At 64.0% G+C, this 26973-nt stretch carries 29 protein-coding genes; 16 read left to right on the top strand and 13 right to left on the bottom strand.

Features of this window, described 5'->3' with window-relative positions:
* Nucleotides 1-2 precede the first annotated feature (2 nt).
* Nucleotides 3-341, bottom strand: a complete 339-nt coding sequence (locus X742_RS165870; protein WP_015316182.1) for a hypothetical protein — start codon at nucleotides 339-341, stop codon at nucleotides 3-5.
* A gap of 154 nt (nucleotides 342-495) precedes the next feature.
* Here X742_RS165870 and X742_RS165875 point away from each other — a divergent pair, with 154 nt between their 5' ends.
* Nucleotides 496-1239: a DUF899 family protein gene (locus X742_RS165875; RefSeq protein ID WP_023770189.1), complete on the top strand. Its 744-nt coding sequence runs from the start codon at nucleotides 496-498 to the stop codon at nucleotides 1237-1239.
* 6 nt (nucleotides 1240-1245) lie between these two features.
* Here the strand turns inward: X742_RS165875 and X742_RS165880 are convergent, their stop codons facing one another.
* Nucleotides 1246-1464: a DUF2945 domain-containing protein gene (locus tag X742_RS165880; protein WP_023770188.1), complete on the bottom strand. Its 219-nt coding sequence runs from the start codon at nucleotides 1462-1464 to the stop codon at nucleotides 1246-1248.
* Between the two features lie 105 nt (nucleotides 1465-1569).
* On the opposite strand from X742_RS165880, the gene X742_RS165885 reads away from it, so the two are divergent.
* The 6 genes from X742_RS165885 (at nucleotide 1570) to X742_RS165910 (ending at nucleotide 6226) form a co-directional block, all read left to right on the top strand.
* Nucleotides 1570-1992, top strand: coding sequence for a pyridoxamine 5'-phosphate oxidase family protein (locus tag X742_RS165885; RefSeq protein WP_023770187.1), 423 nt, complete (start codon nucleotides 1570-1572; stop codon nucleotides 1990-1992).
* A 152-nt stretch (nucleotides 1993-2144) separates the two neighbouring features.
* Complete coding sequence (locus tag X742_RS165890; protein WP_023770185.1) at nucleotides 2145-3143, top strand: YihY/virulence factor BrkB family protein; 999 nt, start codon at nucleotides 2145-2147, stop codon at nucleotides 3141-3143.
* Between the two features lie 129 nt (nucleotides 3144-3272).
* Nucleotides 3273-3830: a DUF4142 domain-containing protein gene (locus X742_RS165895; protein WP_023770184.1), complete on the top strand. Its 558-nt coding sequence runs from the start codon at nucleotides 3273-3275 to the stop codon at nucleotides 3828-3830.
* Between the two features lie 354 nt (nucleotides 3831-4184).
* Nucleotides 4185-4649, top strand: a complete 465-nt coding sequence (locus tag X742_RS165900; protein ID WP_023770183.1) for a cupin domain-containing protein — start codon at nucleotides 4185-4187, stop codon at nucleotides 4647-4649.
* A gap of 233 nt (nucleotides 4650-4882) precedes the next feature.
* Nucleotides 4883-5275: a RidA family protein gene (locus tag X742_RS165905; protein ID WP_023770182.1), complete on the top strand. Its 393-nt coding sequence runs from the start codon at nucleotides 4883-4885 to the stop codon at nucleotides 5273-5275.
* A gap of 162 nt (nucleotides 5276-5437) precedes the next feature.
* Entirely contained in the window at nucleotides 5438-6226 is a 789-nt protein-coding gene (locus X742_RS165910) for a type I restriction enzyme HsdR N-terminal domain-containing protein (RefSeq protein ID WP_023770181.1), read from the top strand.
* Between the two features lie 174 nt (nucleotides 6227-6400).
* Here X742_RS165910 and carB read toward each other — a convergent pair whose 3' ends face one another.
* The 4 genes from carB to X742_RS165930 all read right to left on the bottom strand — a co-directional run bounded on the left by carB (nucleotide 6401) and on the right by X742_RS165930 (nucleotide 12377).
* Nucleotides 6401-9970: a carbamoyl-phosphate synthase large subunit gene (gene carB / locus X742_RS165915; protein WP_023770180.1), complete on the bottom strand. Its 3570-nt coding sequence runs from the start codon at nucleotides 9968-9970 to the stop codon at nucleotides 6401-6403.
* A gap of 196 nt (nucleotides 9971-10166) precedes the next feature.
* Nucleotides 10167-11003 (bottom strand): SH3 domain-containing protein, encoded by an 837-nt coding sequence (locus X742_RS165920; RefSeq protein ID WP_023770179.1) that lies wholly within the window; start codon nucleotides 11001-11003, stop codon nucleotides 10167-10169.
* A 149-nt stretch (nucleotides 11004-11152) separates the two neighbouring features.
* On the bottom strand, nucleotides 11153-11923 hold the full coding sequence (locus X742_RS165925; protein WP_023770178.1) for a metallophosphoesterase family protein: 771 nt from the start codon (nucleotides 11921-11923) through the stop codon (nucleotides 11153-11155).
* A 97-nt stretch (nucleotides 11924-12020) separates the two neighbouring features.
* Complete coding sequence (locus X742_RS165930) at nucleotides 12021-12377, bottom strand: helix-turn-helix transcriptional regulator (protein WP_023770177.1); 357 nt, start codon at nucleotides 12375-12377, stop codon at nucleotides 12021-12023.
* A 196-nt stretch (nucleotides 12378-12573) separates the two neighbouring features.
* Between X742_RS165930 and X742_RS165935 the strand changes: the two genes are divergently transcribed.
* Nucleotides 12574-13752 carry an MFS transporter gene (locus X742_RS165935; protein ID WP_023770176.1) on the top strand — a complete coding sequence of 393 codons (1179 nt, stop codon included), beginning with the start codon at nucleotides 12574-12576 and terminating at the stop codon, nucleotides 13750-13752.
* Between the two features lie 64 nt (nucleotides 13753-13816).
* Here X742_RS165935 and X742_RS165940 read toward each other — a convergent pair whose 3' ends face one another.
* A complete protein-coding gene (locus X742_RS165940; protein ID WP_023770175.1) occupies nucleotides 13817-14275 on the bottom strand; it encodes a MarR family winged helix-turn-helix transcriptional regulator in 459 nt (152 codons plus the stop codon).
* 278 nt (nucleotides 14276-14553) lie between these two features.
* On the opposite strand from X742_RS165940, the gene X742_RS165945 reads away from it, so the two are divergent.
* Nucleotides 14554-15348: an SDR family oxidoreductase gene (locus tag X742_RS165945; RefSeq protein ID WP_023770173.1), complete on the top strand. Its 795-nt coding sequence runs from the start codon at nucleotides 14554-14556 to the stop codon at nucleotides 15346-15348.
* Nucleotides 15349-15368: 20 nt separating this feature from the next.
* On the opposite strand, the gene X742_RS165950 is transcribed toward X742_RS165945, so the two are convergent.
* Nucleotides 15369-15968 carry a LysE family translocator gene (locus tag X742_RS165950; RefSeq protein WP_023770172.1) on the bottom strand — a complete coding sequence of 200 codons (600 nt, stop codon included), beginning with the start codon at nucleotides 15966-15968 and terminating at the stop codon, nucleotides 15369-15371.
* Between the two features lie 96 nt (nucleotides 15969-16064).
* On the opposite strand from X742_RS165950, the gene X742_RS165955 reads away from it, so the two are divergent.
* A complete protein-coding gene (locus tag X742_RS165955; RefSeq protein ID WP_023770171.1) occupies nucleotides 16065-16934 on the top strand; it encodes a LysR substrate-binding domain-containing protein in 870 nt (289 codons plus the stop codon).
* A 9-nt stretch (nucleotides 16935-16943) separates the two neighbouring features.
* Here X742_RS165955 and X742_RS165960 read toward each other — a convergent pair whose 3' ends face one another.
* The 3 genes from X742_RS165960 to X742_RS165970 form a co-directional block, all read right to left on the bottom strand.
* A complete protein-coding gene (locus X742_RS165960; RefSeq protein ID WP_023770170.1) occupies nucleotides 16944-17594 on the bottom strand; it encodes a dihydrofolate reductase family protein in 651 nt (216 codons plus the stop codon).
* Between the two features lie 112 nt (nucleotides 17595-17706).
* Nucleotides 17707-18543: a protein-L-isoaspartate O-methyltransferase gene (locus tag X742_RS165965; protein ID WP_023770169.1), complete on the bottom strand. Its 837-nt coding sequence runs from the start codon at nucleotides 18541-18543 to the stop codon at nucleotides 17707-17709.
* A gap of 53 nt (nucleotides 18544-18596) precedes the next feature.
* On the bottom strand, nucleotides 18597-19961 hold the full coding sequence (locus tag X742_RS165970; RefSeq protein ID WP_023770168.1) for an Nramp family divalent metal transporter: 1365 nt from the start codon (nucleotides 19959-19961) through the stop codon (nucleotides 18597-18599).
* Between the two features lie 303 nt (nucleotides 19962-20264).
* On the opposite strand from X742_RS165970, the gene mntR reads away from it, so the two are divergent.
* The 3 genes from mntR (at nucleotide 20265) to X742_RS165985 (ending at nucleotide 21867) form a co-directional block, all read left to right on the top strand.
* Nucleotides 20265-20714 (top strand): manganese-binding transcriptional regulator MntR, encoded by a 450-nt coding sequence (mntR, locus tag X742_RS165975; RefSeq protein ID WP_023770167.1) that lies wholly within the window; start codon nucleotides 20265-20267, stop codon nucleotides 20712-20714.
* Between the two features lie 104 nt (nucleotides 20715-20818).
* A complete protein-coding gene (locus X742_RS165980; RefSeq protein ID WP_023770166.1) occupies nucleotides 20819-21007 on the top strand; it encodes a hypothetical protein in 189 nt (62 codons plus the stop codon).
* Between the two features lie 26 nt (nucleotides 21008-21033).
* Nucleotides 21034-21867, top strand: a complete 834-nt coding sequence (locus X742_RS165985) for an alpha/beta hydrolase (RefSeq protein WP_023770165.1) — start codon at nucleotides 21034-21036, stop codon at nucleotides 21865-21867.
* Nucleotides 21868-21936: 69 nt separating this feature from the next.
* Here the strand turns inward: X742_RS165985 and X742_RS165990 are convergent, their stop codons facing one another.
* Entirely contained in the window at nucleotides 21937-22299 is a 363-nt protein-coding gene (locus X742_RS165990; RefSeq protein ID WP_023770164.1) for a hypothetical protein, read from the bottom strand.
* A 225-nt stretch (nucleotides 22300-22524) separates the two neighbouring features.
* Here X742_RS165990 and X742_RS165995 point away from each other — a divergent pair, with 225 nt between their 5' ends.
* The gene (locus tag X742_RS165995) at nucleotides 22525-23445 is read left to right on the top strand and encodes a neutral zinc metallopeptidase (RefSeq protein WP_023770163.1); all 921 of its coding nucleotides are present in this window, start codon (nucleotides 22525-22527) and stop codon (nucleotides 23443-23445) included.
* A 156-nt stretch (nucleotides 23446-23601) separates the two neighbouring features.
* On the top strand, nucleotides 23602-24867 hold the full coding sequence (locus X742_RS166000; RefSeq protein WP_023770162.1) for a tetracycline resistance MFS efflux pump: 1266 nt from the start codon (nucleotides 23602-23604) through the stop codon (nucleotides 24865-24867).
* 33 nt (nucleotides 24868-24900) lie between these two features.
* Here the strand turns inward: X742_RS166000 and carA are convergent, their stop codons facing one another.
* Nucleotides 24901-26202, bottom strand: a complete 1302-nt coding sequence (gene carA, locus X742_RS166005) for a glutamine-hydrolyzing carbamoyl-phosphate synthase small subunit (protein ID WP_031247641.1) — start codon at nucleotides 26200-26202, stop codon at nucleotides 24901-24903.
* Between the two features lie 274 nt (nucleotides 26203-26476).
* Here carA and X742_RS166010 point away from each other — a divergent pair, with 274 nt between their 5' ends.
* Entirely contained in the window at nucleotides 26477-26926 is a 450-nt protein-coding gene (locus X742_RS166010) for a GatB/YqeY domain-containing protein (RefSeq protein WP_023770160.1), read from the top strand.
* Nucleotides 26927-26973 lie beyond the last annotated feature (47 nt).

The raw sequence follows: 26973 nt of genomic DNA, 5'->3' as shown, positions 1-26973 counted from the left end.
GTTCAGATATCGGGCGCGTTGCCGATCTTCTGCTTGATCTCCAGCGCCCAGGCGCGGCCCTCGTCGCCACCCCACAAGAGCCAGGCTATGGTGCCAGCCGAAGGGTTTTCCTCATTGCCGTAATTCTTGCCGCGCTTGTCGACCTCGTGGCGGGCGAAGTAGCTGACCATGCGGCGGATGGTGGAAGGCGCCAGCTTCTCGCGGTTCTTCAGCTCCGTCGCCCGCGCCACGCCGATCTCGGTGCCGCCACGGCCGAACTGCTTGCGCAGACGCAGGCCCTTGGCGGCATTGTCGGCCACCACTTGCGGGCAGCGCAGGTCGATCTCGTCGGCTTCGTGCATTCTTCTCTCCACTCCGCAGCTGTAGCCGATAACGGGGATGTGGCAAGGCCGGGCCTGTCCCGATGCGAAATGTCGGGACCGGTCGCGGCCAAACGTCCTTGGGGCGCAGGGCAACCGCGCCGGGACGCCGGCGCGCGGAACCAAGGAGCCGATCATGATCACCTTTCCCAACGAATCCGCCAGATACCGCACCGCACGCGAAAGGCTGCTGAAGAAGGAAATCGAGCTGCGCCGCGCCATGGAAGCCGTGGCCGAGGCGCGCCGCGCGCTGCCGCCGGGCGGGCTGGTGCCGCAGGATTATGCATTCGACGGGCTCGATGCCGCCGGCAAGCCCGCCAGGATAAAACTTTCGGAGCTGTTCGCGCCCGGCAAGAACACGCTGATCCTCTACAACATGATGTTCCCGCGCCATCCGCGGGAGACGCGCGACGTCGCGACCAGCGGCGGTACGGCGAAGCTCGCCCGGCCCGACCAGCCATGCCCGTCCTGCACCGCCCTGCTCGACCAGTTCGACGGCGCGGTCGGCCATCTCGAAGCGGCCGGCTTCAACTTCGCCGTGGTGGCCAAGACGGCGCTGGAAAACCTCGTCACGCTCGGCCGCGATCGCGGCTGGCGCGACATGCGGCTGGTGTCGTCGGCCAACAACAGCTTCAAGCGCGACTACAATGCCGAGGACGCCGACGGCGCGCAGATCCCGCTGCTGTCGGTGTTCCACCGCGATGCTGACGGCATCAGGCATTTCTGGTCGTCGGAACTCGGTTTCGCGCCGACCGAGCCCGGCCAGGACCCGCGCGCCATCGGCACCTGCGAGATCCTGTGGAACCTGATGGATTTCACGCCGGAGGGCCGGCCGAGTTTCGGCGAGCAACTGCAATATGGCGAGGCGTGCTGCCACTGAAGTCGCTCAGTCCGCCCTTTTCAGTTCCGAGTGGCTCTTCAGCACATGGTCGCCGTCGGCCTGTTCGACGAGATAGGCGGGCTCGTCGGGCGATGCCTTGCGTTTGACCTCGGTGCCCTTGATCTGGCGGGACACGTCGCGGGTAAAACTTTCCGCCACCTTGCCCTCGCCGGTATGAGCGCCCCAGGCCCAGGTGACGCGTGTTCCCTTGCGCAGCTTCCGCATCCGAAGGTCCTCCGGGTCAGGAATGTCCCGCGCCGCCCGCGGTTCCTGAGAACCAAAGCCGGGGTGGGACGTTGGCCTAGCCAATACAACCAACAGGAGCCCGCCGTGACCGACAGAAACCTTGCCGAAATTGCCGAGAAGATGCGCGATATCGATGTCGCCATGCTGTCCACCCACACGCAAGGCGGTGCCATTGCCGGCCGACCGATGAGCAACAACCAGGACGTCGACTATGACGGCTCCTCCTTCTACTTTACCTGGGACAAGTCGCAGGTGGTGGAGGATATCGAACGCGATGCCAATGTGTCGCTTGCCTTCAAGGGCGACGATGGTTTCTGGGTCGCGGTTGAGGGCAAGGCCGAGATCATCCGCGACAAGGTTGCCTTCGAGGAACACTGGACCGACGATATCGACGAGGGGTTCGAACAGGGGACCGATACGCCCGGGCTGGCCATGATCAAGATCGAAGCCGTTCGCGCCCATTACTGGGATGGTGAGGACGAGGGCGAGGTGACCCTGTCGTCTTGAGGCGCCGGCAGGCAACCTCGCCGCATCCTGCTGGCTTCAGTGTCCTTGATCCGCGCTTCACGTGGCTGCTGAAGCCGCTCAAGTCGGCCGGAACATCGGACGATCCGCTGCATTGATAGGAGACGGTTTGCGACCCGCTTCACGGATTGGACGTGCGCCCTGTAATTAAAGACGTATGGGACTTGGTGCGAGAAAGCGTGGTTGGCTTTGTCAACGACAATGCCCTTAGTCATGGGGCGGCAATGGCGTTTTATGCCGCCACGTCGCTGGCCCCGGTTCTGATAATCGTCGTCGCGATAGCCGGCATCGCTTTTGGTCATGACGCGGCACGGTTGGCCTTGTCCGCCCAGATATCGGGGCTGATGGGCTCGGAAAGCGCGGCGCTCCTTCAGACGGCGCTCGAAGGGGCGTCCAGCAAATCATCGGGGACCCTGGCGGCGCTTATCGGCGTGGCCACTCTGCTCGTCACCGCCTCCGCCGTGTTCGGCGAGATGCAGCAGGCCCTGAATGCAATATGGAAGGTTGAAGCGAAAGGGGATTCGCTGTCGCGTCTGTTGCGCGCACGCGCGGCAAGTCTCGGCCTGGTCGCCGCCCTCGGCTTCATGTTGCTGGTATCCTTGGCGGCGAGCGCTGCGATCTCGGCTCTGGGCAACGTGATCAGCGCTCATCTGCCGTTCGGCGAATTTTTTCTGAGCGCCATCAACACCCTGATTTCCTTTTCCCTGATCGCCGTGATGTTTGCCGCGATCTACAAAGTCCTGCCGGACCGTGCCTTGCAATGGCGCGATGTCGGGATCGGTGCCGTGGTGACCGCCGCCCTGTTCACGTTGGGAAAGTCGCTTATCGGTTGGTATATCGGCACAAGTGCGGTCGCATCGTCCTATGGTGCGGCCGGAGGGCTGCTCGTCATACTGCTCTGGGTCTATTATTCATCGGAAATCTTTCTGCTCGGTGCGGAGTTGACGCGCGCCTATTCCGTTCGACGGGGGAGCAGGTCCGACCTGGACGGTTTGGTTCAAAATGCTCCGGCTTCAGAAAGCCCTGTTCCAATGCGCCGAACGCCCGGCTCTTCGGGCTTCGTCCCCTTGTTGGCGGTGGCGTGCGTGAGCGCAACGATGACGGCCTTTCTGCTGGGGCCTCGCCGCCCGTAGGGAGAGATCATCCCGCGGTTGCAAGGCTGCTTTCCCGCCTTCCCGTGACCAGAAGAGACCCGGCTGGCAACCTCGCGGCGTCCGCGGCGTTGGACTCCTTGAGGGAACCATTCCGATCGGAGACGCCAGATGAAAATGCTCCTGACCATGGCCGCCGTCGCGCTGACAGCCGTCGCGCCCGCCGCCCTTGCCCAGACGAACGGCACCAATTCGAACGCCGTCGCGCCCATGTTGCCCGACAGCAAGGTCGACACCCCGACCTTCGTCGGCGCCGTGCCCAGTGCCAATGAATTCGAGATCCAGTCGAGCCAGCTCGCCGAACAGAAATCCGCCTCGGCCGACGTCAAGGCCTTCGCCGGCCAGATGATCAAGGACCACACCAAGGCCGGCGAGGACTTCAAGCAGGCGCTGAGCAAGGGGCAGACCACCGCCTCGATCAAGCCCGCTGGCCCCGCGCTGCAACCTAAGCAGCAGCAGATGCTGGACCAGCTGAAAGCCGCCAGCGGCAAGGCGTTCGACCAGAAATACGTGATGATGCAGACCGAGGCCCACAAGCAGGCGGTCGCGCTGTTCAGCACCTATGCAAGATCGGGCGACGACCCCGCGCTGAAGGAATTCGCCAAAAAGACGCTGCCGACACTGAAGATGCATGAGAAGCACGTGAAGGAGCTCGGCGCGGCGCATTAGGGGCTGGGCGAGTTGTTCGGTCAAGGGTAGGCCATCCTTCTGGCCGGTGGAGACCTCCTTCATTTCGTCATCCACGGGCGGAGCAAGGAGCGCAGCGACGCGGCGCAGAGCCGAGGATCCATGTCGGGACTTCAAAGCGTCGCTACAGTTCGTAATTCTGTTCCGCTGCGTCCCCATCGATGTCGCGGCATGGATCCTAGGGTCTCCGCGACGCCGCTCCGCGGCTGCTTCGCCCTAGGATGACGAAGTTGAGGTGTCAGGCGCTCTACCCCTGGTAAACCAGCAGCCGAAAGAGGCCCCTGTGCCTCCACCCGCCATGCGCTACACTACCCGGCCTCACCTCGGGAGCATCCCATGCCCAAGATCGACCTCGCATCCGTGCCCGTGCGCAAGGGCTCGGGCTACCCCGTTCCCTTCGACGCCCCGTGTGCCGACCGCACGCGCCGGTGCCTTGGCGATGCCGGCGGGCTCACCGATTTCGGCGTCAACCTGATGATGCTGCCGCCGGGCGGCTGGTCGAGCCAGCGTCACTGGCATAGCCATGAGGACGAACTCGTCTATGTGCTGGAAGGCGAGCTGACGCTGGTCGAGGATGGCGGCGAGACGCTGCTCAAGGCCGGCGATAGTGCTGCCTTCGCCAAGAACAGCGGCAACGGCCATCACATGATCAACCGCGCGTCGCTTACCGCACGCTACCTGGAAGTCGGCTCGCGCAACCCCGACGATGTGATTACCTGCTCGGACATCGACATGATGAGTCCGAGTTCTGACGGGCGCTTCCTGCACAAGGACGGCACGCCCTATCCGGGGCAGGGGTGAGGGCTGGACCATGCGTCGGCGCTGGCGTTCCGCCGGTGCCGGGATAAGTTGCCTATTACCGCAGGAGTCGGCGCCAGCCCCTCATCCGGCCGCTTCGCGTCCACCTTCTCCCCGCTGGGGAGAAGAGCCGGCGCCGGCGCTCGTGATCTCCTCTCCCCTCGGGGAGAGGTCAGCCGAGCGAAGCGGAGGCTGGGGGAGTGGCGCCAGCCCTGCCAACCCGGGGGAGGACACCCATGAAGAAAGAAGTCATCGAAGTGCCTGTCATGTCGGACAAGGTGCGCTCACTCGGCCTGCCCTGTTCGACGGCGGTGAGGGCCAACGGTTTCGTGTTCATCTCGGCGACGCCGCCGGTGGACATGGTGACCGGCGAGATGGTGCGCGGCGATATCGAGACCCAGACAGACGCGTCGCTGAAGGCGCTGAAACATTGCCTGGAAGCGGCCGGAACCTCACTCGAAAACGTGGTGATGGTGCGCATCTACGCCGTCAACTCCGGCTTCTACAACGCGATAAACAGGGTGTATGCCCGGTATTTCAGCGTCAACCCGCCGGCGCGCAGTTTCGTGCCGGTGGCGTCTTGGCCGATGGAATTTGATATCGAGATTGAGTGCGTGGCGGTGGGGTGAGGGTGAGAAGCGGTTCGCGCAGCGGACGAAAAGCCAATCGCTTGGCTTTTCGAGCTTCGAACGCCCTGAGCCTGCGAAGGGCCGGGGTCTCTAGTGTAATTTTTACTTGTCTTTCAAGTAAACTCCCTCTCAACTCCCGTCGGGGATAGGGAGGGTGAGTCATTGAACAAATTATCGAAAAAATTTATCGAGCGAGTTGCGTCGAATCTCAAGAAGTATCAGCGGATTACGCTGGCTCAGCAAAAATCCGATGTCGCGGAGGCTGACACCGTTACGTTGGTCAAGGACATTCTGGCTGATGTTTTTGGCTACGACAAATATGACGAACTGACGTCGGAACATCAGATCAAGGCGACATATTGTGATCTCGCGATCAAGATCGCAGGAAAACTGCGATTGCTTGTCGAAGTGAAATCAGCAGGCAGCAGCTTGGCCGATAATCACCTCAGGCAGGTCATCGACTATGGAGCTCATCAAGGCATTCACTGGGTGATCCTGACCAATGCCGTCGAATGGCGGCTGGTCCGCATCTATGTGGCAAAACAGATCAGCCACGAAGAAGTTTGCCGTATAGTACTCGCGGATATGAATCCCAAGAATGAGGATCACCTGCAGTGCCTCTTCCTGTTCGCCAAGGAAGGGCTGACGACCGATGCGATGGATGCCTTTCATCAGCAGGCCCAATTATTCAACAAGTTTACTGTATCTGCGATCATACGGTCGGATGCTGTCATCTCAGTGGTGCGTCGGGAAATCCGGAGACTGTTTCCTGACATCAAAGTCGGCAACGAGAACCTCTCGCTGATGGTTGAAAATGAAGTGATCAAGCGGGACACGATCGAAGGGGACAAAGCCAAGGAAGCGGTCGCCAGAATGCGAAAGGCGCTGAACAAGCTGGAACGAGCTAAGAACAAGGTTACGAAAGTTGTTGTCGCCGATTTAGCGAGCTAAGCTCCAACAACAGTGAGACGTCTGTGGGTTGCCCCCATGGGTAGAGTGGCGATGTTGGCCGTCTTTGCCGCGTTGCCTGGACTGGCAGCCGCCAATTTGAGGTGCGAGCGCTGCCCCTCATCCGCCTGCCGGCACCTTTCTCCCCGTTGAACGGGGAGAAGAGAGCCAATCACCTCAGGCAAAATACTCCTGCAGCGGCCTGACTTCCAAACTCCCCGCCTTCAGCGCCGCAATCGCTTCCGCCACCGCAGCCGCGCCCGACAGCGTCGTGTAATACGGCACTTTCTGCATCAGCGTCGCTCGCCGCAGCGACTTGGAGTCCGACACCGCCTTCTGGCCATCCGTGGTGTTGAAGACGATCTGCACCTGGCGGTTGCGGATGGCGTCTTCGATGTGGGGGCGGCCCTCCAGCACCTTGTTGATCTTTTGCGCGTCGACGCCGTTTTCGGCGAGGAAGCGCTGCGTGCCTGAGGTCGCCAGCACCTTGAAGCCGAGGCCGGCGAGGCGCTTGACTGCCGGCAGGATGCCTTTCTTGTCCTCGTCGCGTACCGAGACGAACAGCGTGCCGGAGCGGGGCAGGTCGACGCCGGCGCCGAGCTGGCTCTTGGCGAACGCCAGCGCGAAATCGCGGTCGAGGCCCATGACCTCGCCGGTCGAGCGCATTTCCGGGCCGAGCAGGATGTCGACGCCGGGGAAGCGGGCGAAGGGGAAGACGGCTTCCTTGACGGCGATGTGGCCGGGATTGCGCGGATCGGGCATGGCGCCGTAATGGGCGAAGGCGTCTTCCAGCGTCTCGCCGGCCATGATGCGGGCGGCGATTTTCGCGATAGGACGGCCGATGGTCTTGGCGACGAAGGGCACGGTGCGCGACGCGCGCGGGTTGACCTCCAGCACATAGACCGTGCCGTCCTTGATGGCGTATTGCACGTTCATCAGCCCGCCGACATTGAGCGCGCGGGCCAGGGCCGCCGTCTGGCGTTCCAGCTCGTCGACCAATTCCGCGGGCAGCGAGTGAACCGGCAGCGAGCAGGCACTGTCGCCCGAATGGATGCCGGCTTCCTCGATGTGTTCGAGAATGCCCGACACGAAGGTAGCCTTGCCGTCGCAGAGGCAGTCGACATCGACCTCGATGGCGCCGGAGAGATAGGTGTCGAACAGAAGCGGGTTCTTGCCCAGCAGCGTGTTGATCTGGCCGGTCTTGTCGTTGGGATATTTCTGCTTGATGTCCTCCGGCACCAGGCCGGGCACGGTGTCGAGCAGATAGCTCTGCAGCATGCCCTCGTCATGGATGATCTGCATGGCGCGGCCGCCGAGCACATAGGAGGGGCGCACCACCAGCGGGAAGCCGAGCTCGCCGGCGACGAGGCGGGCCTGCTCGACCGAATAGGCGATGCCGTTCTTCGGCTGGCTGAGGTTGAGCTTGTGCAGCAGCTTCTGGAAACGGTCGCGGTCCTCGGCGAGATCGATCATGTCGGGCGAGGTGCCGAGGATCGGAATGCCTGCCTTCTCCAGCGCGTCCGCCAGCTTCAGCGGCGTCTGGCCGCCGAACTGGACGATGACGCCGACCAGCTCGCCCGAGGCCTGCTCGGCGCGCAGGATCTCCAGCACGTCCTCCGCCGTCAGCGGCTCGAAATAGAGCCGGTCCGAGGTGTCGTAGTCGGTCGAAACGGTCTCGGGGTTGCAGTTGATCATGATCGCTTCATAGCCGGCATCGCGCAGCGCGAACGCGGCGTGGCAGCAGCAATAGTCGAACTCGATGCCCTGGCCGATGCGGTTCGGCCCGCCGCCGAGGATGACGACCTTCTTGCGCGCCGAGACCTGCGCCTCGTTGGCGAGCGCGCCGGCGAAGGGCACTTCATAGGTCGAGTACATGTAGGCGGTGGGCGAGGCGAATTCGGCGGCGCAGGTGTCGATGCGCTTATAAACCGGATGAACGTCGAGCTTTTCACGAATCCTTTGAATTACTTCGGCGTCGGTCTTCGTCAGCGAGGCGAGGCGCGCGTCGGAGAAGCCCATCGCCTTCAGCATGCGCAGATTGACGGCGTCGCCCGGAATGCCGTGCTCGCGGATGCGGGCTTCCATGGCGACGATACCGGCGATCTGTTCGAGGAACCACGGGTCGATCTTGCACATGGCGTGCACGTCNGCTTCCATGGCGACGATACCGGCGATCTGTTCGAGGAACCACGGGTCGATCTTGCACATGGCGTGCACGTCCTCCAGCGAGGTGCCCATGCGGATCGCCTGCGCCACCATGCGCAGCCGGTCGGGCGTCGGCGTGCCCAGGGCGGCACGGATGGCGTTGCGGTCGTCCGGGTTGTTGCCCAGGGCATGGCCAAGGCCGGGGATCTCGATCTCGTCGAGGCCGGTGAGGCCGGTTTCGAGACCGCGCAGCGCCTTCTGCAAAGATTCCTGGAAGGTGCGGCCGATGGCCATGACTTCGCCGACCGACTTCATGGCCGTGGTCAGCACCGGCTCGGCGCCGGGGAACTTTTCAAATGCGAAGCGCGGGATCTTGGTCACGACATAGTCGATGCTCGGTTCGAACGAGGCGGGCGTGGCGCCGCCGGTGATGTCGTTCTCCAGTTCGTCCAACGTGTAGCCGACGGCTAGCTTGGCGGCGATCTTGGCGATCGGGAAGCCGGTCGCCTTGGAGGCGAGCGCGGACGAGCGCGAGACGCGCGGGTTCATCTCGATGACGACGAGACGGCCATCGGCCGGGTTGACGGCGAACTGCACGTTGGAACCGCCGGTCTCGACGCCGATCTCGCGCAGCACCGCGATCGAGGCGTTGCGCATCATCTGGTATTCCTTGTCGGTCAAGGTCAGTGCCGGGGCGACGGTGATCGAGTCGCCCGTGTGCACGCCCATCGGGTCGATGTTCTCGATCGAGCAGACGATGATGCAATTGTCCGCTTTGTCGCGGACGACCTCCATCTCATACTCCTTCCAGCCCAGCACGCTCTCCTCGATCAGCACTTCGGTGGTCGGCGAGGCGTCGAGGCCGGACTGGACGATGTCGTAGAATTCGGCCCTGTTGTAGGCGATGCCGCCGCCGGTGCCGCCCATGGTGAAGGACGGGCGGATGATGGCCGGCAGGCCGACATGGTCGAGCGCCTGGGCCGCGATCGCCATGCCATGGCTGATGTAGCGCTGCTTGCGGTCGCCTTCGCCGAGGTTCCAGCGGGTTTCCAGCGCATCGAGTTCGGCGTCGAGATTGTCCGGCTTCTCGGCCTTCAGCGCGGCGCGCTCGGCCTCATGCGTCTTGCGGTCGGCGTTCTTGACGTCGGTGGCGTTGGCCAGCATCGACTTCGGCGTTTCCAACCCGATCGTCTTCATCGCCTCGCGAAACAGCGCGCGGTCCTCGGCCTTGTCGATGGCATGCGCGTCGGCGCCGATCATCTCGACATTGTAGCGCTCGAGCACGCCCATGCGGCGCAGCGACAAAGCGGTGTTGAGCGCGGTCTGGCCGCCCATCGTCGGCAGCAGCGCGTCGGGCCGCTCCTTGGCGATGATCTTGGCGACGACTTCGGGGGTGATCGGCTCGATATAGGTGGCGTCGGCCAGTTCCGGGTCGGTCATGATGGTGGCCGGATTGGAATTGACCAGGATGACGCGAAAGCCTTCTTCCTTCAGCGCCTTGCAGGCCTGGGTGCCGGAATAGTCGAATTCGCAGGCCTGGCCGATGACGATGGGGCCGGCCCCGATGATCAGGATCGACTTGATGTCGGTTCGTCTGGGCATGTCTATGAATTCCGTTCGGCAGCGGGCTTGCACAAAAAACCGGGACGGGAAGACCCGGCCGGTTGTGCTCGCGATTCTGGTATCAGGCTAGGAGGGCCTTATAGGGAAGAGTTTTGCCCGATGTAACCCCGAAAATGCGGGTACGCGTGCTAAGCAAACAAGTGTCTCATGCCCTCGCGTCGACCCTGGAGCGTGCCTAATTCCCCAACACCACCGTGTCCGTGATCTCGAACCGCTCCGACACGCCGATGCGGATCATGTTGAGTTTGCCTTCCCGGGTGAAGCGGAAGTCGCTGCCGGCGTCCGAGCTTGCCGGCAGGCCGGCAGTGAAGGAGATGACGCGGCTGCCGCCCTCGGGCCAGGTCACGGTCACGTCGGCCTTGTCAGTGCCCTTGTGTGTCACGTTCGCCGCGCAAGGCGCCATGGGTTGTCCAACGTAGCGGGCGCAGGGAATCTGCAGGGCGCCATCGGCGGCTGCCGTGGCCCCCGTTGGCTCTTCGGCCGCGGGCGCGTTTTCAGTTGCCGCCAGCGCCAGGCCGTAGGCATCCTGCATGGCGATCTCCGCCGCGGATTTCGGCATGGTTTCGGGGCTGGCCGGTTGGCTCGCGCCACCCAGCCGTGCGGTCAGGTCGGGTGCATTGGGCATCGCGGCGGCTTCGGGGGCCATGCCGGGCGTATCCGCCGCCCCGTCGGGCACGGTCGCGGGATTGAGAGGAACGAGGTAGCGCGCGGGAGCCCAGCCGGTGGCTTTGGGATTGTCAGACTCGACCTTGCACCAGGGATGGCCGTCAATGTCGTTGCAGCCGAGATTTCTCACGCTCGCACCGGCGGCCAGACGGGCCTCGGTCTTGCCGATCGCCGACGGCTTGGCGCGCACATTGAGCAGGTCGTCGGGGGCGAGCCCGGTGATGACGGAGATGAACGGCGCCTCTTCGGCATGGGCCGGGACGACAGCCGGCCATGCCGCCATCAGCAGCGGAGCGGCAACCAGCGCATGCAAACCTGTTCGGAGCGTAACTGTGCGCCTCATCATTTGGCCGTGCGCCGATACCACCATGCCGCGGCGGTCTCGCCGCATGTCCGGCGAATTCTATAAGGGACGATGTGCCGCCATGTAAGCTGGAAATTGAGGCTAGTCATTGCGGCGGACCGGTGCTGGCGGTGCAAGTCTAGGGATCAGGATCACGGCCGCGCCGCTTCCGGCATGAAGCCGGTGCGCAGGCCGTGCGCCCATTCCGGGCGTCCCGTGGGTTCAGCCTGCCGTGCCGCCGCCTCGTGGTCGTACTCGACGGCGATCATCTCGAAGCGATCCGGCTGGCCGGCGCCGCCCAGGGTGACGATGCCGTAGCGGGCGTGCGGCGAACCCTGTTCGGAGACATGGGCCGGCGGCGTGTCGTCGTCATAGGCGGGGCAGCCGATGCTGCCCGGGTTGAAGATGACGGGACCGTCAGGGATACGGATCAGTTCGGGTCGATGGCTGTGGCCGCACAGCGCGATGCGGCAGGCCGGGTCGAGCGCCTTCAGCCGGCGCCGGATCGCCGCCAGCGGCGCGCGCACCAGCTGACGATCGACGATCGCGTCGAGCAGGTATTTCTCGTCGTGATCGGGGCGGGCGTGGAAGGCGATGACGCCGGGCGCGATCTCAAGGATCAAGGGTTGGGCGAACAGTGTATCGCGCTGCGCTGGCGTCAGTCGCTGCCGCGCATAGATGTCGGACGCCCACATGGTCTCGTCGGCCGGATCGACGGCGACGCGGCGGTCATGGTTGCCACGCACCGTCGGCAGGTTGAGCGCCTCCAGCCTCTCCATTGTTTCACGCGGCCACAGCGGCCCCGAAACGCTGTCGCCGAGATTGACGGTGAGGTCGGCGCCGCCGCGCCGCGCCATGTCTTCGAGCACGGCGTCGAGCGCGAGAACATTGCCGTGGATATCGGCCAGGACGGCTAAGCGCATTTTCGAGGGAGCTCCACAGGCTGGCAAGGGACTGGTCGAAAGGGCGATCCTGACAGGGACATGGTTTCCTACCGCTTCGCGAGAGAAAGGAAACGTGTCAGGCCGACGCTTCGATGTCGTGGCCGCCGACGGCCGGCAGGGCGGCGTCGTCCGCAGCCGCGGCGATGACGCTGTCGAGCAGGCCGGGGAAGCGGGCGTCGAGATCGGCGCGGCGCAGCGTGATCATGCGGTTGGTGCCAACCACTTCGGCGCGGGTGACGCCGGCCTCACGCAGTTTGGCGAGGTGGTAGCTGAGGTTGGTCTTGGAGCCGAGATCGAGGAACCGGCTGCAGTTCAGCGGCACGCCTTCCTTGCTGGCGAGATAGCGCACGATCGCAAGCCGCGTCGGGTCGCCGAGCACGCCGAGCACAATGGGCAGGCTGATCTGGTCCGTATTGGGGTGTGGCAAGGTCATCGCTGGAACCTAAGCACAGTTCGGGCCGATTTCAACGCGTCGATCCTGCCCGGTCCATACACGCTATTTCTCCACTTCATGGGCCGTCCTGACACAGGGCTGTCAGCATGGTTGTGCTATTTTTGCCTGGCTTCATTGACATGATGCCCTTTTATGTCCAATTGTTCAATAACTTTTGAACTAAGGACGCTTTCCCATGGACAAGAGAATCTTCTGGCTTGCGCTCGGATCGTTTGCAATCTCGACCGAAGGCTTCGTCATCTCCAGCCTTCTGCCCGATATCGCCAGGGATGCCGGCATCTCGGTGCCGCTCGCCGGCTCGCTGATCACCGCCTTCGCGCTCGCCTATGCCCTGGGCACGCCGATCCTGGCGACGCTGACCGGCGAATGGGATCGGCGCCGCGTCATCCTGTGGACGCTGGTGTTCTTCGTCGTCGGCAATGTCGTCGCCGCCCTGAGCTCATCCTTCGAAGTGCTGCTCGTCGCACGCATCATCATGGCGCTGTCGTCGGGCCTGTTCGCGGCGACCGCGCAAGGCACGGCGGTGGCGCTGGTGGATGATCATCACCGAGCCCGCGCCATCGCCGTCGTCGTCGGCGGCACCACGGTGGCCGTCGCTGTCGGTGCACCGCTTGGCGCGCTGGTCGCTGCCATCGCCGGCTGGCGCGGCACCTTCTACGCCATTGCCGGCCTTGGCGCGCTGTCCGGCGCCATCCTGTGGTACCGCCTGCCTCGCGGCATCATCGGCACCAGGCTGCCGCTGAAGCGCCGGCTGGCGGCCGCCATGCGTCCCGGCGTGATGCCGATCCTGGTGACGACATTACTGGCGCTGGTCGGTGCCTTCACCGTCTTTGCCTATGTCGCGCCGCTTGCCATCGAGAGCGGCGGGCTGAGCGAGATCGCGCTGCCCGGCATGCTGCTCGCCTTCGGCGTCGGCGCTGTGGTTGGCAACATTGCCGGCGGCCAGGCGGCCGACCGTTTCGGCGCCACCCGCACCGTCGGCTGGTCGCTGGCGTTGAGTGCGGCCATGCTGGTCATGCTGTCGGTCATCCCGACCTTCCTGCCGCAGCACATCGCCGGACCGGCGCTGATGGCGATGATGGTGCCTTGGGGCATCGTCGGCTGGGCGTTCCCGCCGGCGCAGGCCAGCCGCATCATCAAGCTGGCGCCGGACGCCGCACCGATCGTGCTGTCGCTCAACGGCTCGGCGCTCTATCTCGGCGTGGCGGTGGGCGCGGTGGTCGGTGGTGGCGTGCTGCGCTACGGCGCGCCCGCCGATCTCGGCCTGGTCGCGGCGGTGTTCCCGATCATCGGACTGGGCATCGTGCTGGCGGGACGGGTGTTTGCCCGGGCCGTCACCATGCCGGCGGAATAAGGCCGGCTCCGAGGCATGCATCGTCGTTTTTCGCGGCCGCTTCTTCAGCTGGGCGGCCGCTTCTTCAGCTGGAAGGAGTGACCGCGGGCAGTTCCAGCTTCAACGCAGCCACTTCATCGAGTGTGGCCCGCAGTTTCGCGGCCTGCTCCGCGCCGATCATGGCCTCGAATTGCCGCTGGGCGACGCTCCATAGCTTGATCGCCTCGTCGAGCTTGGCCTGTCCTGATGGCGTCAGCCGTACGCGCTTGACGCGGCGATCGTCCTTGTCGGGGAAGGTTTCGACATAGCCGTCGCGGACCAGGGGCTTCAGCGTATGGCCGAGCGCCGAGAGGTCCATGATCAGCGCCTCGGCAATGGCTCCCATCGCCGGGTCGGCGCCGACACTGATCTGGAAAAGCAGGCCGAACTGCGTACCCTTCAGGCCGGAAGGCGCCAGCGCGTCGTCGTAGAACCGGCCAAGCCTGCGCGCGGTGCGCCGCAAGGTGGCATTGTTGCAACGGCTAAATCCATCAGCTTCACTCATGACCGCTCCTTGCTGGAACATCTCCGGCGAAACGCATCGCCTCCAATGCTCTGTCTTGTTGCGCAATTCGGGGCGCTAAACCGCTGAGCACTTGCTGGAATCGCCCCGGCAGGTGCGCCAGCCCGCCGCAAAAATAGTTTTCACCGCCGCCGTTGACAAGATGCTGGCATATACCTACTTCGCGGAAAGTGGCATATGCCACTAATTCGAACAGCAGCCTTGCCGGCCGATATATATATCCACCCCGGCGGAAGACAGCGAACACAAGGAACGCGATAATGAGCAAGAATGACAACAAGGGCACGGCGGTCGTCACCGGCGCCTCATCGGGGATCGGCGCCGTCTATGCGGACCGTCTGGCGGGGCAGGGCTATGACCTGGTGCTGGTGGCGCGCCGTGCAGATCGACTACAGGCGCTGGCCGAGAAGCTGCGCCATGCCCACGGTCGCAACGTCAGCGTGCTCAGCGCCGATCTATCCGACGACGACGATTTGCGCCGTGTCGAGCAGTCGATATCAGCCGACGAAACCGTGACGCTGCTGGTCAACAATGCCGGCCTTGGCGGCCAGGCAGTGGTGGCAACCGCCGACGCCGACGCGGCCGAGCGCATGATCAAGGTCAATGTCGTGGCTCTGACCCGGCTGACGCGTGCCGTGCTGCCTGGGCTCTTGGCGCGCGACCGGGGCGGGATCGTCAACATCGCCTCGGTCCTGGCCTTCGATACCTCGTTCGGCGGCATCTACAGCGGGACCAAGGCCTATGTCGTCAACTTCACCGAAGCCCTGCATCGCGAGGTCGCGGGCACTGGAGTGACGGTGCAGGTGGTGCTGCCGGGCGCGACCCGGACCGATTTCTGGAAGCTTTCCGGCGGTGATATCGACCAGTTGCCGAAGGAGATCGTCATGACCGCCGACGATTTGGTGGACGCTGCCCTTGTCGGCCTGGCCAGGGGCGAGGCCGTCACCGTGCCGGCGCTTGCCGACACCGGGAAGCTGGACACATTCCTAGGCGCCCGCCAGGCCTTCTATGGCAGCCTGCATGCCGACAAGCCGGCCCCGCGCTACGCGGCTTAGGCCGACGTGGCGGCCGGCCGTCAGACCGTCCGCCACATCGGGATGATCGACGCGGCGAGCACCAGCGCCAGCACGATGTTGAGCGCGCGCCATTGCCACTCGGCCTTGAGCAGCCGCGCCAGCACCATGCCCGCCACGCACCAGACGGACAGCGAGATGGCGGCGGTGAGGCCGAAGGTCGAGCCGAGCAGCAAAGCAAGTTGTCCCGGCCCGTCGGCAAGCGCGGCGAAGGAGGCCGCCGCGCCCAGGCCCATCGCCCAGCCCTTGGGGTTCATCCACTGGATGCCGGCGCCGCCCAGGAAACTGTTGGGTTTGGCCATGGTGACATCGAGATTGGGCGGGCCGGCGCGGCCGATCTTGATTGCCAGCCAGACGAGGTAGAGCGAGCCGGCGATCTTCATGGCAAGCTGCAGCGAGGGCATGGCAAGCAGCAGCCCGGCAAGCCCGGCAGCGGCCGCCCCCGTCACGGTCGCGAGGCCGGCGGCACTGCCGATCATCAAGGGAACCGAGCGGCGAAAGCCGAATTGCGCACCCGAAGCGGTCGATAATGTCGTGGCGATGCCCGGCGTCGCGGTGGCCACGAAGGCAAACAGGATGAGCGGCAGGATAGGCTGGAGCATGGAGCATCCCTTGTCGGAGGCTTCATGTTAGACTGAGAGTTGGATCAGTAAATGCAATGTTTGCGATGATCGTCATTAGCAATTATAATGCCGATCATGATCCGCAATCTCGATACCAGTCTCATGCGCACCTTCGTCACCGTCGCCGACAAGGCCAGCATGACAGCGGCGGCCAACGCGCTGCACCTGACGCAGGGCGCGGTCAGCCAGCAGGTCAAGCGGCTGGAAGAAACGCTCGGCTGCGGGCTGTTCGAGCGCGACCGGCGCGGTCTGCGGCTGACCCATTCCGGCGAGCGGCTGTTCGACAAGGCAAGGCGCCTGCTCAGCCTCAATGACGAGATCTGGACCGAGATGGTGGGGAGCGTTGTCGCCGGACAGGTGCGGCTCGGCGTTCCCTACGACCTTGTCGGCACCTTGCTGGCCCCCGTACTGAAGGCCTATGCCGAGGCCTATCCGCAGGTCGAGATATCGCTGGTCTGCGCCTCCTCGCCGGAACTGGCGGCGGCACTGGCGGCGGGCACCATCGACCTCGCGGTAATCGAGGAGCGGGTCGGTCCAACCTCGGGCGAATGCCTGGCCATCGACCGGCTGGTCTGGGTCGGCGCAAGGGGTGGGGTGGCTCGCGCCAAGCGGCCATTGCCCGTCTCGATCGTTGCCGACACCTGCGCCTTCCGGCCGGTGGTGCTGGCGGCACTCAAGGAGCATGGGTTGGAATGGCGCAGCGTGTTCGAGAACGGCAACATCGACGCGACGACGGCGACGGTTCGTTCCGACCTCGCCGTCACCACATGGCTCGCCTCCACCGTGCCAGCCGATCTCGACATATTGCCGTTCGACACCGGCCTGCCGCCGCTGCCGAATTTTGCCATCAACCTGCACCTGCCGCGGCATGGCGTGAGCACGGCGGCGCAGGAATTCGCCCGGCATATAAGGGACGGGCTGGCGCGGCGTTTACAGGCTGCTTGATGACCGAATTTACTTCCAGTTCTTGCGCCGCTCGAGTTCGGCGTCGGATGGCTCGCCAGTGACAAAGGAGCCGACCTTGATCTCGCCCGCGCGCTCATAGGTCGCGATAACGACGCCGGTGGTCGAAGTCCGCGATTTGACCAGCTTGAAAGCGGCCGGCATCGCTGCATCGCCGAACAGCCGCTTGCCCTTGCCCAGCAACAGCGGGAAGATCATCAGCTGGATCTCGTCGATCAGCCCGTTGGCGAGCAAGGTCTGGATGAGATCGCCAGACCCCTGGATGAGCAGGTCAGGTCCATCTTCCTGCTTGAGGCGACGCAAGGCCGTGATGATATCGGGCCCAAGCGCGTGCGTGTTCTGCCAGGTGAGGGTGTCAGGCCGATGCGTCGCCACGTACTTGGTTGCGGGGTTGAACGCATCCGCGATCGGATCTTTCTGGTAGGGCCAGTACGCGGCGAAGATGTCGTAGGTTCTGCGGCCGAGCAGCAGGGCGAAGGGTCTGGAGAACAATTCCTCCATTGCCGCGCCTCCCACCTCGTCAAAATAGTGGAACGTCCAGCCGCCGAATTCGAAGCCGCCGACCGGATCCTCTTCCGGCCCTCCCGGCGCCTGCATGACGCCATCGAGGCTGACGAAGGTCGCGGCGATGATCTTTCTCATTGTGCTCTCCCTTTGCTTGCGTCCACGCCATCGCGGCCGGACTTCAACCCAAGGACGGAGCAACCGCGCCCGTCCCGACAAAGGCCGCGAGATTTGGTCCGCCCGCGATAGGTCAGCCGCGGACGCTCACGGCTTTCGACGAGAACCAGACATGCTCGAAGATCGCCGTGGCGGTGCGGTCCGGTTGCCTGTCCTCGACCAGCCAGATCGAGCGGCTGCGCGTGGCCTGCTCGCGTGTCGGGATCTTCGCCGCAAGATCCGCGAGCGAGGCGCCGAAGCATGGGATGAACCAGGCACGCATGAACGGATCGCAGGCAAAGCCCTTTTCGGTGCGGGTCACCAGCATCGCCAGCGGGACGCGCTCGGCGGGACGCCAGGGAAAGATCATGCGGCCGCCGGGGCGCAACGCTTTCAGCCATCCGGCGGGAGGGGCGACGACACCGGCATTGACATAAATGATGTCGGATGGCGACAGCGGCGACGTCACGGCGTCGCCATGGAAAACGGTCGCATTGCCGTAGGTTTCCAGATTCTTGCGCGCTAACCCAGCCAAGTTTTCGTCGATCTCGAAGGCGGTGACGGTGCCGCCTGGCGAAACCAGTTTGGCCAGCAAAGCCGTGTAATAACCGCTGCCCGCGCCGATATGCGTGATGGCCTCACCAGGCTTTGGTGCGACTTTTCCGATCCACATGGCGTGCAGGAACGGCTCGCCATTGTTGATGCCCTTGTCGGCATCGAGCGCTACCAGAACGTTCTGGCAGATGTGGGCCGGATCGGCGCTTGGCGTGGTGACCGTGCCGTTGCCGGTGATGACCGTCCATGGGCCGGGGCCGAGGAACGCCTCGCGCGGTACGCTGGCGAACACTTCTTCCAGGCGCGGGTCCGATGAGGCGGCATTGGCCGCCATCAGCCGCGCGTAGAATGTCCTGATGTCTTCGAGGTCGCTCATGGCATCGGGAAGATAGCGCGATCCGGCGGCTTGTCCCGTGATTAAACGGAACGTCAACCAACCCCGAACATTGTGTCGTAGAGCAGCTTGAAATTGAGCACCAGGATGATGGCCGCGACCACCCAGGCCAGTGCGGCGACGCCGCGCGGAATGGCGAGATTGCCCATCTTCTTCTTGTCGGACACGAACTGCACCAGCGGGACGACCGCGAAAGGCAGTTGCATGGACAACACCACCTGGCTGAAGACCAGCAGCTGGCCGGTGCCCTTCTCGCCATAGAGCGCGGTGACGACCACCACCGGAATGATGGCGAGGCCGCGCGTCAGCAGGCGCCGAGCCCAGTTGGGGATGCGCAGGCGCAGAAAACCTTCCATGATGATCTGGCCGGCGAGCGTTGCCGTCACCGTCGAATTCAGGCCTGACGCCAGCAGTGCCACGGCAAACAGGATCGAGGCGATGCCGAGGCCAAGCAGCGGCGACAGCAGCTTGAAAGCCTGGTCGATCTCGGCGACATCCTGGTGGCCGGTTTCGTGGAAGGCGACCGCCGCGACGATCAGGATGGCGGCATTGACGAACAGCGCCAGCATCAGGGCGATGGTGGAGTCCGTCGTCGCCCATTTGATGGCATCGCGTTTTCCGGCCTCCGTGCGCTCATAGGCGCGGGTCTGCACGATCGAGGAATGCAGGTAGAGATTGTGCGGCATGACCGTTGCGCCGATGATGCCGATGGCGATGTAGAGCATCGCCGGATTGGTGACGATTTCCGAGGACGGCACGAACATCGAATGCAGGATCGTGCCGGCCGGCGGGGCGGCAACGAAGATCTGGATGGCAAAGCAGCTGAAGATGACGATCAAAAGCGCGACGACGAAGGCTTCGAGATAGCGAAAACCCTTGTTCATCAGGAGCAGGACCAGGAAAGCGTCTAGCGCGGTGACCATGGCGCCGCCGATCAGCGGGATGCCGAACAAAAGCTGCAGCGCGATCGCGGTGCCGATCACCTCGGCGAGGTCGCAGGCGATGATGGCGAGTTCGCAGGCGATCCACAGCACGAGGTTGACCGGGCGCGGATAGTAGGCGCGGCAGGCCTGGGCGAGGTCGCGGCCGGTGGCGATGCCAAGACGCGCGGCCAACGCCTGCAGCAGGATCGCCATCAGGTTGGACAGCATGATGATGAACAAAAGCGTGTAGCCGAACTGGGCGCCACCGGCGAGGTCGGTCGCCCAGTTGCCCGGGTCCATATATCCGACCGAGACCATGTAGCCGGGGCCCATGAAGGCGAACAGGCGGCGGAACCAGACGCCTGATGTCGGCACCGCGATGGAGGCGTTGACCTCGCGCAGACTGGGCTGATCGTCTTCATCCCGACTGGCGAAGCGCCATGCGGACCGGGAAGTTGTGACGTCTGCTTCTGACATGAAAAGGCTTTCCGCGACTTCCGGAGGATGCCCTCAAGGTATGCCACGGCTCAACATTATGCAATATGCTATATTTCATTGTTGGTGCTTTTTATCTCGCCGCGTTGTGCGTGCGAAGGGGCGCCTGGGAGAGGCCGGTTGCGCCTCTCTCGGAATGCAAATAAACGGCCTGAAGAATCACAGCCCGTGCTATAAANCTGGGAGAGGCCGGTTGCGCCTCTCTCGGAATGCAAATAAACGGCCTGAAGAATCACAGCCCGTGCTATAAAGCAGGGACGGTAAACTCCCGAGGAGGAGCGCGCATTGGCGCTTAAGAACAGACCGGTCCCGCGTGAGCCGTTGCTCGATGCAGGTGTCCATTCGGAAGGGTTCCGGCAGACGCGCGAAGCGCGCCGCAGCGCGCTGGTCGAGGATTATGTCGAACTGATCGCCGACCTGATCGAGGACGGCAACGAGGCGCGCCAGGTCGACATCGCCGCGCGTCTTGGCGTCGCCCAGCCGACAGTGGCCAAGATGCTGACGCGGCTCTGCGCTGACGGGCTCGTGTCGCGAAAGCCCTATCGCGGCGTGTTCCTGACCGAAGCCGGCCGCAAGGTCGCCGAGGAAAGCCGCATCCGCCACCAGACAGTCGAGGCCTTCCTGCGTTCGCTCGGCGTCAGCGCCGAGACGGCGCGCATCGATGCCGAGGGGATCGAGCACCATGTCAGCGCCGAGACGCTGGAAGCTTTCCGCAAGGCGATGACGGCGCGTTGAAGCGCTTCATTGCCGCGTTTTCGACCATGTTAGCCGCTGGAACCGCCGGCGCTTATACGCGTTCCCCTCTCATTGCGCGCCTGTTGCGCGCCAGGGAGGAAGCAATGGGCATCGAGCAGGCACCGACCGCAAAAGGCAAGCAGGCAGCCACAGGATTGGAACAGGCGGCCGCCAGGGACGAGCGCAAGACCGAGGCCGAAACGGGACATCCGCTGAAGAAGGGCGCCGATCGTTTCGAGGAACGCTCGAAAAGCTCCGACGGCAAGAGCGCCGGCGCCAAGCAGAAAGACTAGGCGGCGGCAGTTCTGGATCGATGCGGATGACCATCGAGTGGCGCCCGCCCGAACGCTTCGTCTTTCAGGGACATTCGATCGCTTGGGGCATGATGGGGGAAGGACCGCCCGCCGTCGTTCTCCATGGCACGCCATTCTCCTCGGTCGAGTGGCGCCGCATCGCGCCATGGCTAGCGAAGCAGCGACGCATCCACTATTTCGACATGCTTGGCTATGGCTGGTCGGACAAGCCGGACGGCGATGTGTCGCGCGGCATCCAGAACGAGCTGTTCGCGGCCCTCTATGCCCACTGGAAGCTGGAACGGCCCGACGTGGTCGCGCATGATTTCGGCGGATCAACCGCTCTGCGCGGTCATCTGCTCAACGGTTTGGAGTTCCGCTCGCTGGTGCTGATCGATCCGGTGGCGATCAGCCCGCAAGGTTCGCCGCTGGTCCAGGCAGCCAAGCAGAGCGAGAAGGTTTTTGCTGGGCTGCCCGCGTATGTTCACGAAGCAATCTTGCGGGCCTACATCGATGGCGCGACGGACAATCGGTTACGCGCAGACGAGATGCAGGCCTATCTTCGTCCATGGCTTGGCGACGAGGGCCAGAAGGCGTTCTGGAGGCAAGTCGCGCAGATGGACGACAAGTACACGGAGGAGGTGGAGTGGCGATATGGCGAGATTCGTTGTCCGGTCGCCATCCTGTGGGGCGAAAATGACGACTGGATTCCGGTAAAGGACGGCCGGGAACTGGCGCGGCGCATCCCTGGCGCGACGTTTCAGACAGTCCCCGACGCCAAGCATCTCGTCCAGGAAGATGCGCCGGAGGCGATCGCCGCCACGGTCCTCCAGTTCTGGCGGAGCCTGGAAGCCGGCTAGGCGGTTCGGCGTTTGATAGAACCGCCGGACCGGTCTAATTCCTTCCGGGCCTGCCGCCCTCGGTCTGCTTCACTCGCTGACATCTTGCTTCCAGCTGCGCGGATGGCCGTCGACGCGGAACTGGAAGATGAAACAGGGCGGGATGCAGGTCCCTTCGCCAGGCTTGGCCTCGGGTAGATCATCGTAGCCTTCGGTGCAGATATAATCCGCGCGGCAGGGATGGGCCTTGTCGCAAGCGCGCGGGCCGGCGGTCTTGGAGAATTCCTTGGTGCAGAATTTGTGGTCCTTGCCGGACGCGATGCAATCGTTGAAGCCGGTCTTGGCCAGCCGGTCTTGGCCAGCCGGCCGCGGCTCGCCTCGTCGGGGAGCCTGTCGCAGCTCGCCTTGCGCAGCATGCCGCCGGGAAAGCCGCCTGTCTTCTGTTCGAGGCACGGCAACGCTACCAGCAGCGACAGGAAACCCCTGATCGTCCTCAAGCCTGGAACCCCTCCCAATGCCGGCGATGCTACAGGCCTTGGGCGCACACGCCAGTGCGGTGAAGCGGCCATGCCTGACCACAAAAATGCTGTGACTTGGAGCAACCATTGCGATACTTGTTTGTTGGGTTGAGCCGGCCCTGCCGGAGCAATGAGGAAGTTCGCAGCACGAGGAGTTGCCATGCTCTGGAGAGGCCGTCGTCAGAGTGACAATATCGAGGACGACCGTAGCGATGGCGGCGGCGGGATCGGTGGTGGTGGCGGTCAGTTCCGCATCCCGATCGGTGGCCGCGCCGGTGGCGGCGGCAGCATATTTCTCGTCATCCTGGTGGTGCTGGCCGGATGGTATTTCGGCTTTGATCCCTCAACGATCCTGGGCGGTGGCGACGGCGGCCTGCTGCCGGGCGGCGGTGGCCAGATATCAGACAACAGCGGTGGCCAGGACAGCGGCGCAACACCAGCCAATGACGAGATGAAGCAGTTCGTGGCGACCGTGCTCGCCGAGACGGAAGACACCTGGACCGGCATCTTCAAGTCGCAAGGCCTGACCTACGAGGACCCGAAGCTGGTGCTGTTTTCCGGCCAGGTTCGCTCCGCCTGCGGCTTTGCCTCGGCGGCGGCCGGACCGTTCTATTGTCCGGGCGACCACAAGGTCTATCTCGACATGACCTTCTTCCAGCAACTCGACCAGCAGTTCGGCGCTTCCGGCGAGTTCGCCCGCGCCTATGTCATCGCGCATGAGGTCGGCCACCACGTGCAGAACCTCACCGGCATCATGGGGAAGTTCAACCAGATGCGGCAAGGCATGGGCGAAGCCGATGCCAACCAGCTGTCGGTGCGCATCGAGCTGCAAGCCGACTGCTTCGCTGGCGTGTGGGCGCATTATACCGGGCAGAAGGGCATATTGGAGCAGGGCGACTTCGAAAGCGCGCTGAACGCGGCCAAGCAGATCGGCGACGATACGCTGCAGAAGAAGATGCAGGGCTATGTCGTGCCGGAAAGCTTCAACCACGGCACCTCGCAGCAGCGGCAGACCTGGCTGACGCGCGGTTACAAGAGCGGCAAGCTTTCCGATTGCAACACGATGAGCGGCCCGCTCTAAGCAGTCATTTTCGGACATGGAGCTGGCGGCCAAGACGCCGTCAGGGAGTGTCAGGATCAAAGCATCCTGCCTGTTCTCGCATTGTTCCTTTCCGCAGGCTCGCCTATAAGGTGCGTCCGCCCGCGCCCAAGGGCGGCCAGAGGAGCTTGACCCAGCATGATCGACCCCAAAACCGCCAAGCGGGGCCTTGCGCTGGTTTTCACCACGCTGCTGCTCGATATCATCGGTTTCGGCATGATCATGCCGGTGCTGCCTGCCTTTCTCAGGGAACTGACCGGCGTCGGCATCAGCGAAGCGGCGATCGAAGGCGGCTGGCTGTTCTTCGTCTATGCGGCCATGCAGTTCTTCTTCGCGCCCATCATGGGCGGCCTGAGCGACCGGTTCGGGCGGCGGCCGATCCTGCTCGCCTCGGTGCTGACTTTCTCCATCGACAATTTGATCTGCGCCATCGCCTGGTCCTATCCGATGCTCTTCATCGGTCGCGTCCTAGCCGGCATTTCGGGCGCCAGCTATTCGACGACGTCGGCCTTCATCGCCGATATTTCGAACGACGAGAACCGGGCGAAGAATTTCGGCCTGCTCGGCATCGCCTTCGGCGTCGGCTTCGTCATCGGGCCGGTGCTGGGCGGATTGCTCGGCACGTTCGGACCGCGCGTGCCGTTCTTTTTCGCCGCCGGGCTCGCCTTCGTGAACTTCCTCATCGCAATGTTCTTCCTGCCGGAAACGCTCGATGAAAAGCACCGCCGCCGCTTCGAGTGGAAACGCGCCAACCCGGTCGGCACGCTTCTGCAGATGCGCCAATATCAGGGCATCGGCTGGATTGGGCTGGTCTTCTTCCTGATGACGCTCGGCCACATGATGTATCCGGCGGTGTGGTCGTTCGTGTCCAACTACCGCTACGGCTGGAGCGAGCAGCAGATAGGCTTCTCGCTCGGCGCTTTCGGCCTGTGCGGCGCCATCATCATGGGCACGGTGCTGCCGCGCGTCATCCCAAGGCTCGGCGAGTGGAGGACTGCGGTCATCGGCCTGACGTTCACCGCGGCCAGCGCCTTCGGCTATGCCTTCGCCTCGCAAGGCTGGATGGTCTACGCGGTGATCGTCGCCGGCTGCCTGGAAGCGCTGGCCGATCCGCCGCTGAGAAGCCTCGCCGCAGCCAAGGTTCCCCCTTCGGCACAAGGCGAATTGCAAGGCGCGATGACCTCGATCTTTTCGATCACATCGATCATCACGCCGCTGCTCTATACCGCCATCTTTTCCTGGTTCACCGGCCCCAGCGCGCCCGTCACCTTCGGTGGCGCGCCCTATCTGGTCGGTGCATGCTTCCTGGTGCTGGCGGTCATCGTCTTCGTCACCAAGGTGGCTAGGCCGGCGACGGTCATGACTGTCACGAACGATGTCGTGGAAGATGGAGCCCAGCTATGAGCCGGAGGCAAGTGAGGGGCGGCGCGACGCCTCTCAAGCCCTTTCCACCAGCAATTCCTCGCCGCGCTTTTGCCGGATGAGGTTGACGAAGCGACGGAACAGATAGTGCGAATCCTGCGGGCCGGGGGAGGCCTCGGGGTGATGCTGGACCGAGAACACCGGGCGGCCGGTGAGCGCGATGCCGCAATTCGAGCCGTCGAACAGCGAGACATGGGTTTCCTCGACACCCGCGGGCAGGGAGTCGGCATCGACGGCAAAGCCGTGGTTCATCGAGACGATCTCGACCTTGCCGGTGGTGTGATCCTTGACCGGATGGTTGGCGCCGTGATGGCCCTGATGCATCTTGGCGGTCTTGCCGCCCAGCGCCAGCGCCAGCATCTGGTGGCCGAGGCAGATGCCGAACACCGGAATGTCGGTCTTGAGTAGGTCCTGGATGACAGGCACGGCATAGTCGCCGGTGGCTTCCGGGTCGCCGGGGCCGTTGGAGAGGAAAATGCCGTCGGGCCGCATGGCGAGGATTTCTTCGGCACCAGTCTTGGCCGGAACCACGGTCACCTTGGCGCCGAGACCGGCCAGCAGCCGCAATATGTTGCGCTTGACGCCGTAGTCGATGGCGACGACGTGCAGCGACGGATCGGCCTGTTCGCCAAAGCCTTCGTTCCACACCCAAGGCGTCTCGCGCCAGACAGAAGACTGCCCCGATGTGACCTCCTTGGCGAGATCGAGCCCGATCAGGCCCGACCAAGCGGCGGCACGCCGCTTCAAATCGTCGAGGTCGAAGACGCCGTCGGGCGCGTGCGCGATGAGGGCATTGGGCATGCCCTTTTCGCGGATCAGCGCGGTGAGCGCGCGGGTGTCGATGCCCGAGAGCGCGACGATGCCGCGTCTCTTCAGCCACTGGTCGAGATGGCCGGCGGCGCGATAGTTGGACGGGTTGGTGACATCGGCCTTGAACACGGCGCCGACGGCGCCGGCGCGGGCGGCTGGGTTGAGGTCTTCGATGTCCTCGCCATTGGTGCCGATATTGCCGATATGCGGGAAGGTGAAGGTGACGATCTGGCCGGCATAGGAGGGGTCGGTGAGGATTTCCTGGTACCCGGTAAGTGCCGTGTTGAAGCAGACCTCGGCGACCGCCGAGCCGGTGGCGCCGAGNGACGGGTCGGTGAGAATTTCCTGGTAGCCGGTGAGCGCGGTGTTGAAGCAGACTTCGGCAACGGCGGAACCGGTGGCGCCGAGGCCGCGACCCTCGATGACGGTGCCGTCAGCCAGCACCAGAAGGGCGGTCGGCTTTTCGGTGGCCCAAGGTGGGGTCAGCGCGGGCGTCATCTCGGCCATGGCGGCACTCCTATCAAGCCGCGCGCTTCCATAGCCCGGCGGGCGTTGGCGCGGCAAACGGCGCGAAGCGGCGAATTCGCGGCCTCCACGCACCCAAGCTTCAGTTCATGCAAGGCCCAGTACATAGGGGAAGGGGACAGGGCGGTCAATGATCATGCGAAATGCGGCCGCGATTTATTTCATTGAGGAATATCATAGGCTTGATCCACAATATCTGGTTTGCGTTGGCCTGTCCCCGGCGCTATTGTCCGCGCCGACCGAAGGAGAGAGAGCAATGCGCGCGAAAATCGCCGAATCCCTGAAGACCGCGATGAAGGCGCAGGACAAGCACCGGCTGCCGACATTGCGGCTGATCCAGGCCGCCATCCACGACCGCGACATCGCCAATCGCGGCGCCGGCAAGGAACCCGCCAGCGACGAGGAAATCCTGCAGATCCTGGCCAAGATGGTGAAGCAGCGCGAGGAATCGGCCAAGGCGTTCGAGGACGGCAAACGCCCGGAACTGGCGGCGCAGGAACGCGGCGAGATGGAGATCATCCGCGGCTTCCTGCCGACGCAGCTTGACGATGCGGCTGTCACGGCGGCGGCGCGCGCGGCGATCGCGGCAACTGGCGCGGCCAGCCAGAAGGACATGGGCAAGGTGATCGCGGCGCTGAAGCAGAAATATGCCGGCCAGATGGATTTCGGCAAGGCCAGCGGCATCGTCAAGGGGTTGTTGCAGTAGGGCCTTTACCCTCGCGTCGTCGGCTTCCAACACGGCCCACTCGACGC

This window comes from Mesorhizobium sp. LNHC229A00 (assembly GCF_000502415.1).
Lineage (GTDB): Bacteria > Pseudomonadota > Alphaproteobacteria > Rhizobiales > Rhizobiaceae > Mesorhizobium.
The sequence above is the reverse complement of the archived record's forward strand: the minus strand, read 5'-3'. Positions and strand labels throughout refer to the sequence as shown.

Bases quoted from the DNA above. Each gene is read 5' to 3' on its own strand.
- X742_RS165870 (WP_015316182.1), bottom strand. From the start codon at position 341: ATGCACGAAGCCGACGAGATCGACCTGCGCTGCCCGCAAGTGGTGGCC.
- X742_RS165875 (WP_023770189.1), top strand. From the start codon at position 496: ATGATCACCTTTCCCAACGAATCCGCCAGATACCGCACCGCACGCGAA.
- X742_RS165880 (WP_023770188.1), bottom strand. From the start codon at position 1,464: ATGCGGAAGCTGCGCAAGGGAACACGCGTCACCTGGGCCTGGGGCGCT.
- X742_RS165895 (WP_023770184.1), top strand. From the start codon at position 3,273: ATGAAAATGCTCCTGACCATGGCCGCCGTCGCGCTGACAGCCGTCGCG.
- X742_RS165900 (WP_023770183.1), top strand. From the start codon at position 4,185: ATGCCCAAGATCGACCTCGCATCCGTGCCCGTGCGCAAGGGCTCGGGC.
- X742_RS165905 (WP_023770182.1), top strand. From the start codon at position 4,883: ATGAAGAAAGAAGTCATCGAAGTGCCTGTCATGTCGGACAAGGTGCGC.
- X742_RS165920 (WP_023770179.1), bottom strand. From the start codon at position 11,003: ATGATGAGGCGCACAGTTACGCTCCGAACAGGTTTGCATGCGCTGGTT.
- X742_RS165925 (WP_023770178.1), bottom strand. From the start codon at position 11,923: ATGCGCTTAGCCGTCCTGGCCGATATCCACGGCAATGTTCTCGCGCTC.
- X742_RS165930 (WP_023770177.1), bottom strand. From the start codon at position 12,377: ATGACCTTGCCACACCCCAATACGGACCAGATCAGCCTGCCCATTGTG.
- X742_RS165935 (WP_023770176.1), top strand. From the start codon at position 12,574: ATGGACAAGAGAATCTTCTGGCTTGCGCTCGGATCGTTTGCAATCTCG.
- X742_RS165940 (WP_023770175.1), bottom strand. From the start codon at position 14,275: ATGAGTGAAGCTGATGGATTTAGCCGTTGCAACAATGCCACCTTGCGG.
- X742_RS165945 (WP_023770173.1), top strand. From the start codon at position 14,554: ATGAGCAAGAATGACAACAAGGGCACGGCGGTCGTCACCGGCGCCTCA.
- X742_RS165950 (WP_023770172.1), bottom strand. From the start codon at position 15,968: ATGCTCCAGCCTATCCTGCCGCTCATCCTGTTTGCCTTCGTGGCCACC.
- X742_RS165955 (WP_023770171.1), top strand. From the start codon at position 16,065: ATGATCCGCAATCTCGATACCAGTCTCATGCGCACCTTCGTCACCGTC.
- X742_RS165960 (WP_023770170.1), bottom strand. From the start codon at position 17,594: ATGAGAAAGATCATCGCCGCGACCTTCGTCAGCCTCGATGGCGTCATG.
- X742_RS165965 (WP_023770169.1), bottom strand. From the start codon at position 18,543: ATGAGCGACCTCGAAGACATCAGGACATTCTACGCGCGGCTGATGGCG.
- X742_RS165970 (WP_023770168.1), bottom strand. From the start codon at position 19,961: ATGTCAGAAGCAGACGTCACAACTTCCCGGTCCGCATGGCGCTTCGCC.
- X742_RS165980 (WP_023770166.1), top strand. From the start codon at position 20,819: ATGGGCATCGAGCAGGCACCGACCGCAAAAGGCAAGCAGGCAGCCACA.
- X742_RS165985 (WP_023770165.1), top strand. From the start codon at position 21,034: ATGACCATCGAGTGGCGCCCGCCCGAACGCTTCGTCTTTCAGGGACAT.
- X742_RS165995 (WP_023770163.1), top strand. From the start codon at position 22,525: ATGCTCTGGAGAGGCCGTCGTCAGAGTGACAATATCGAGGACGACCGT.
- X742_RS166000 (WP_023770162.1), top strand. From the start codon at position 23,602: ATGATCGACCCCAAAACCGCCAAGCGGGGCCTTGCGCTGGTTTTCACC.
- X742_RS166010 (WP_023770160.1), top strand. From the start codon at position 26,477: ATGCGCGCGAAAATCGCCGAATCCCTGAAGACCGCGATGAAGGCGCAG.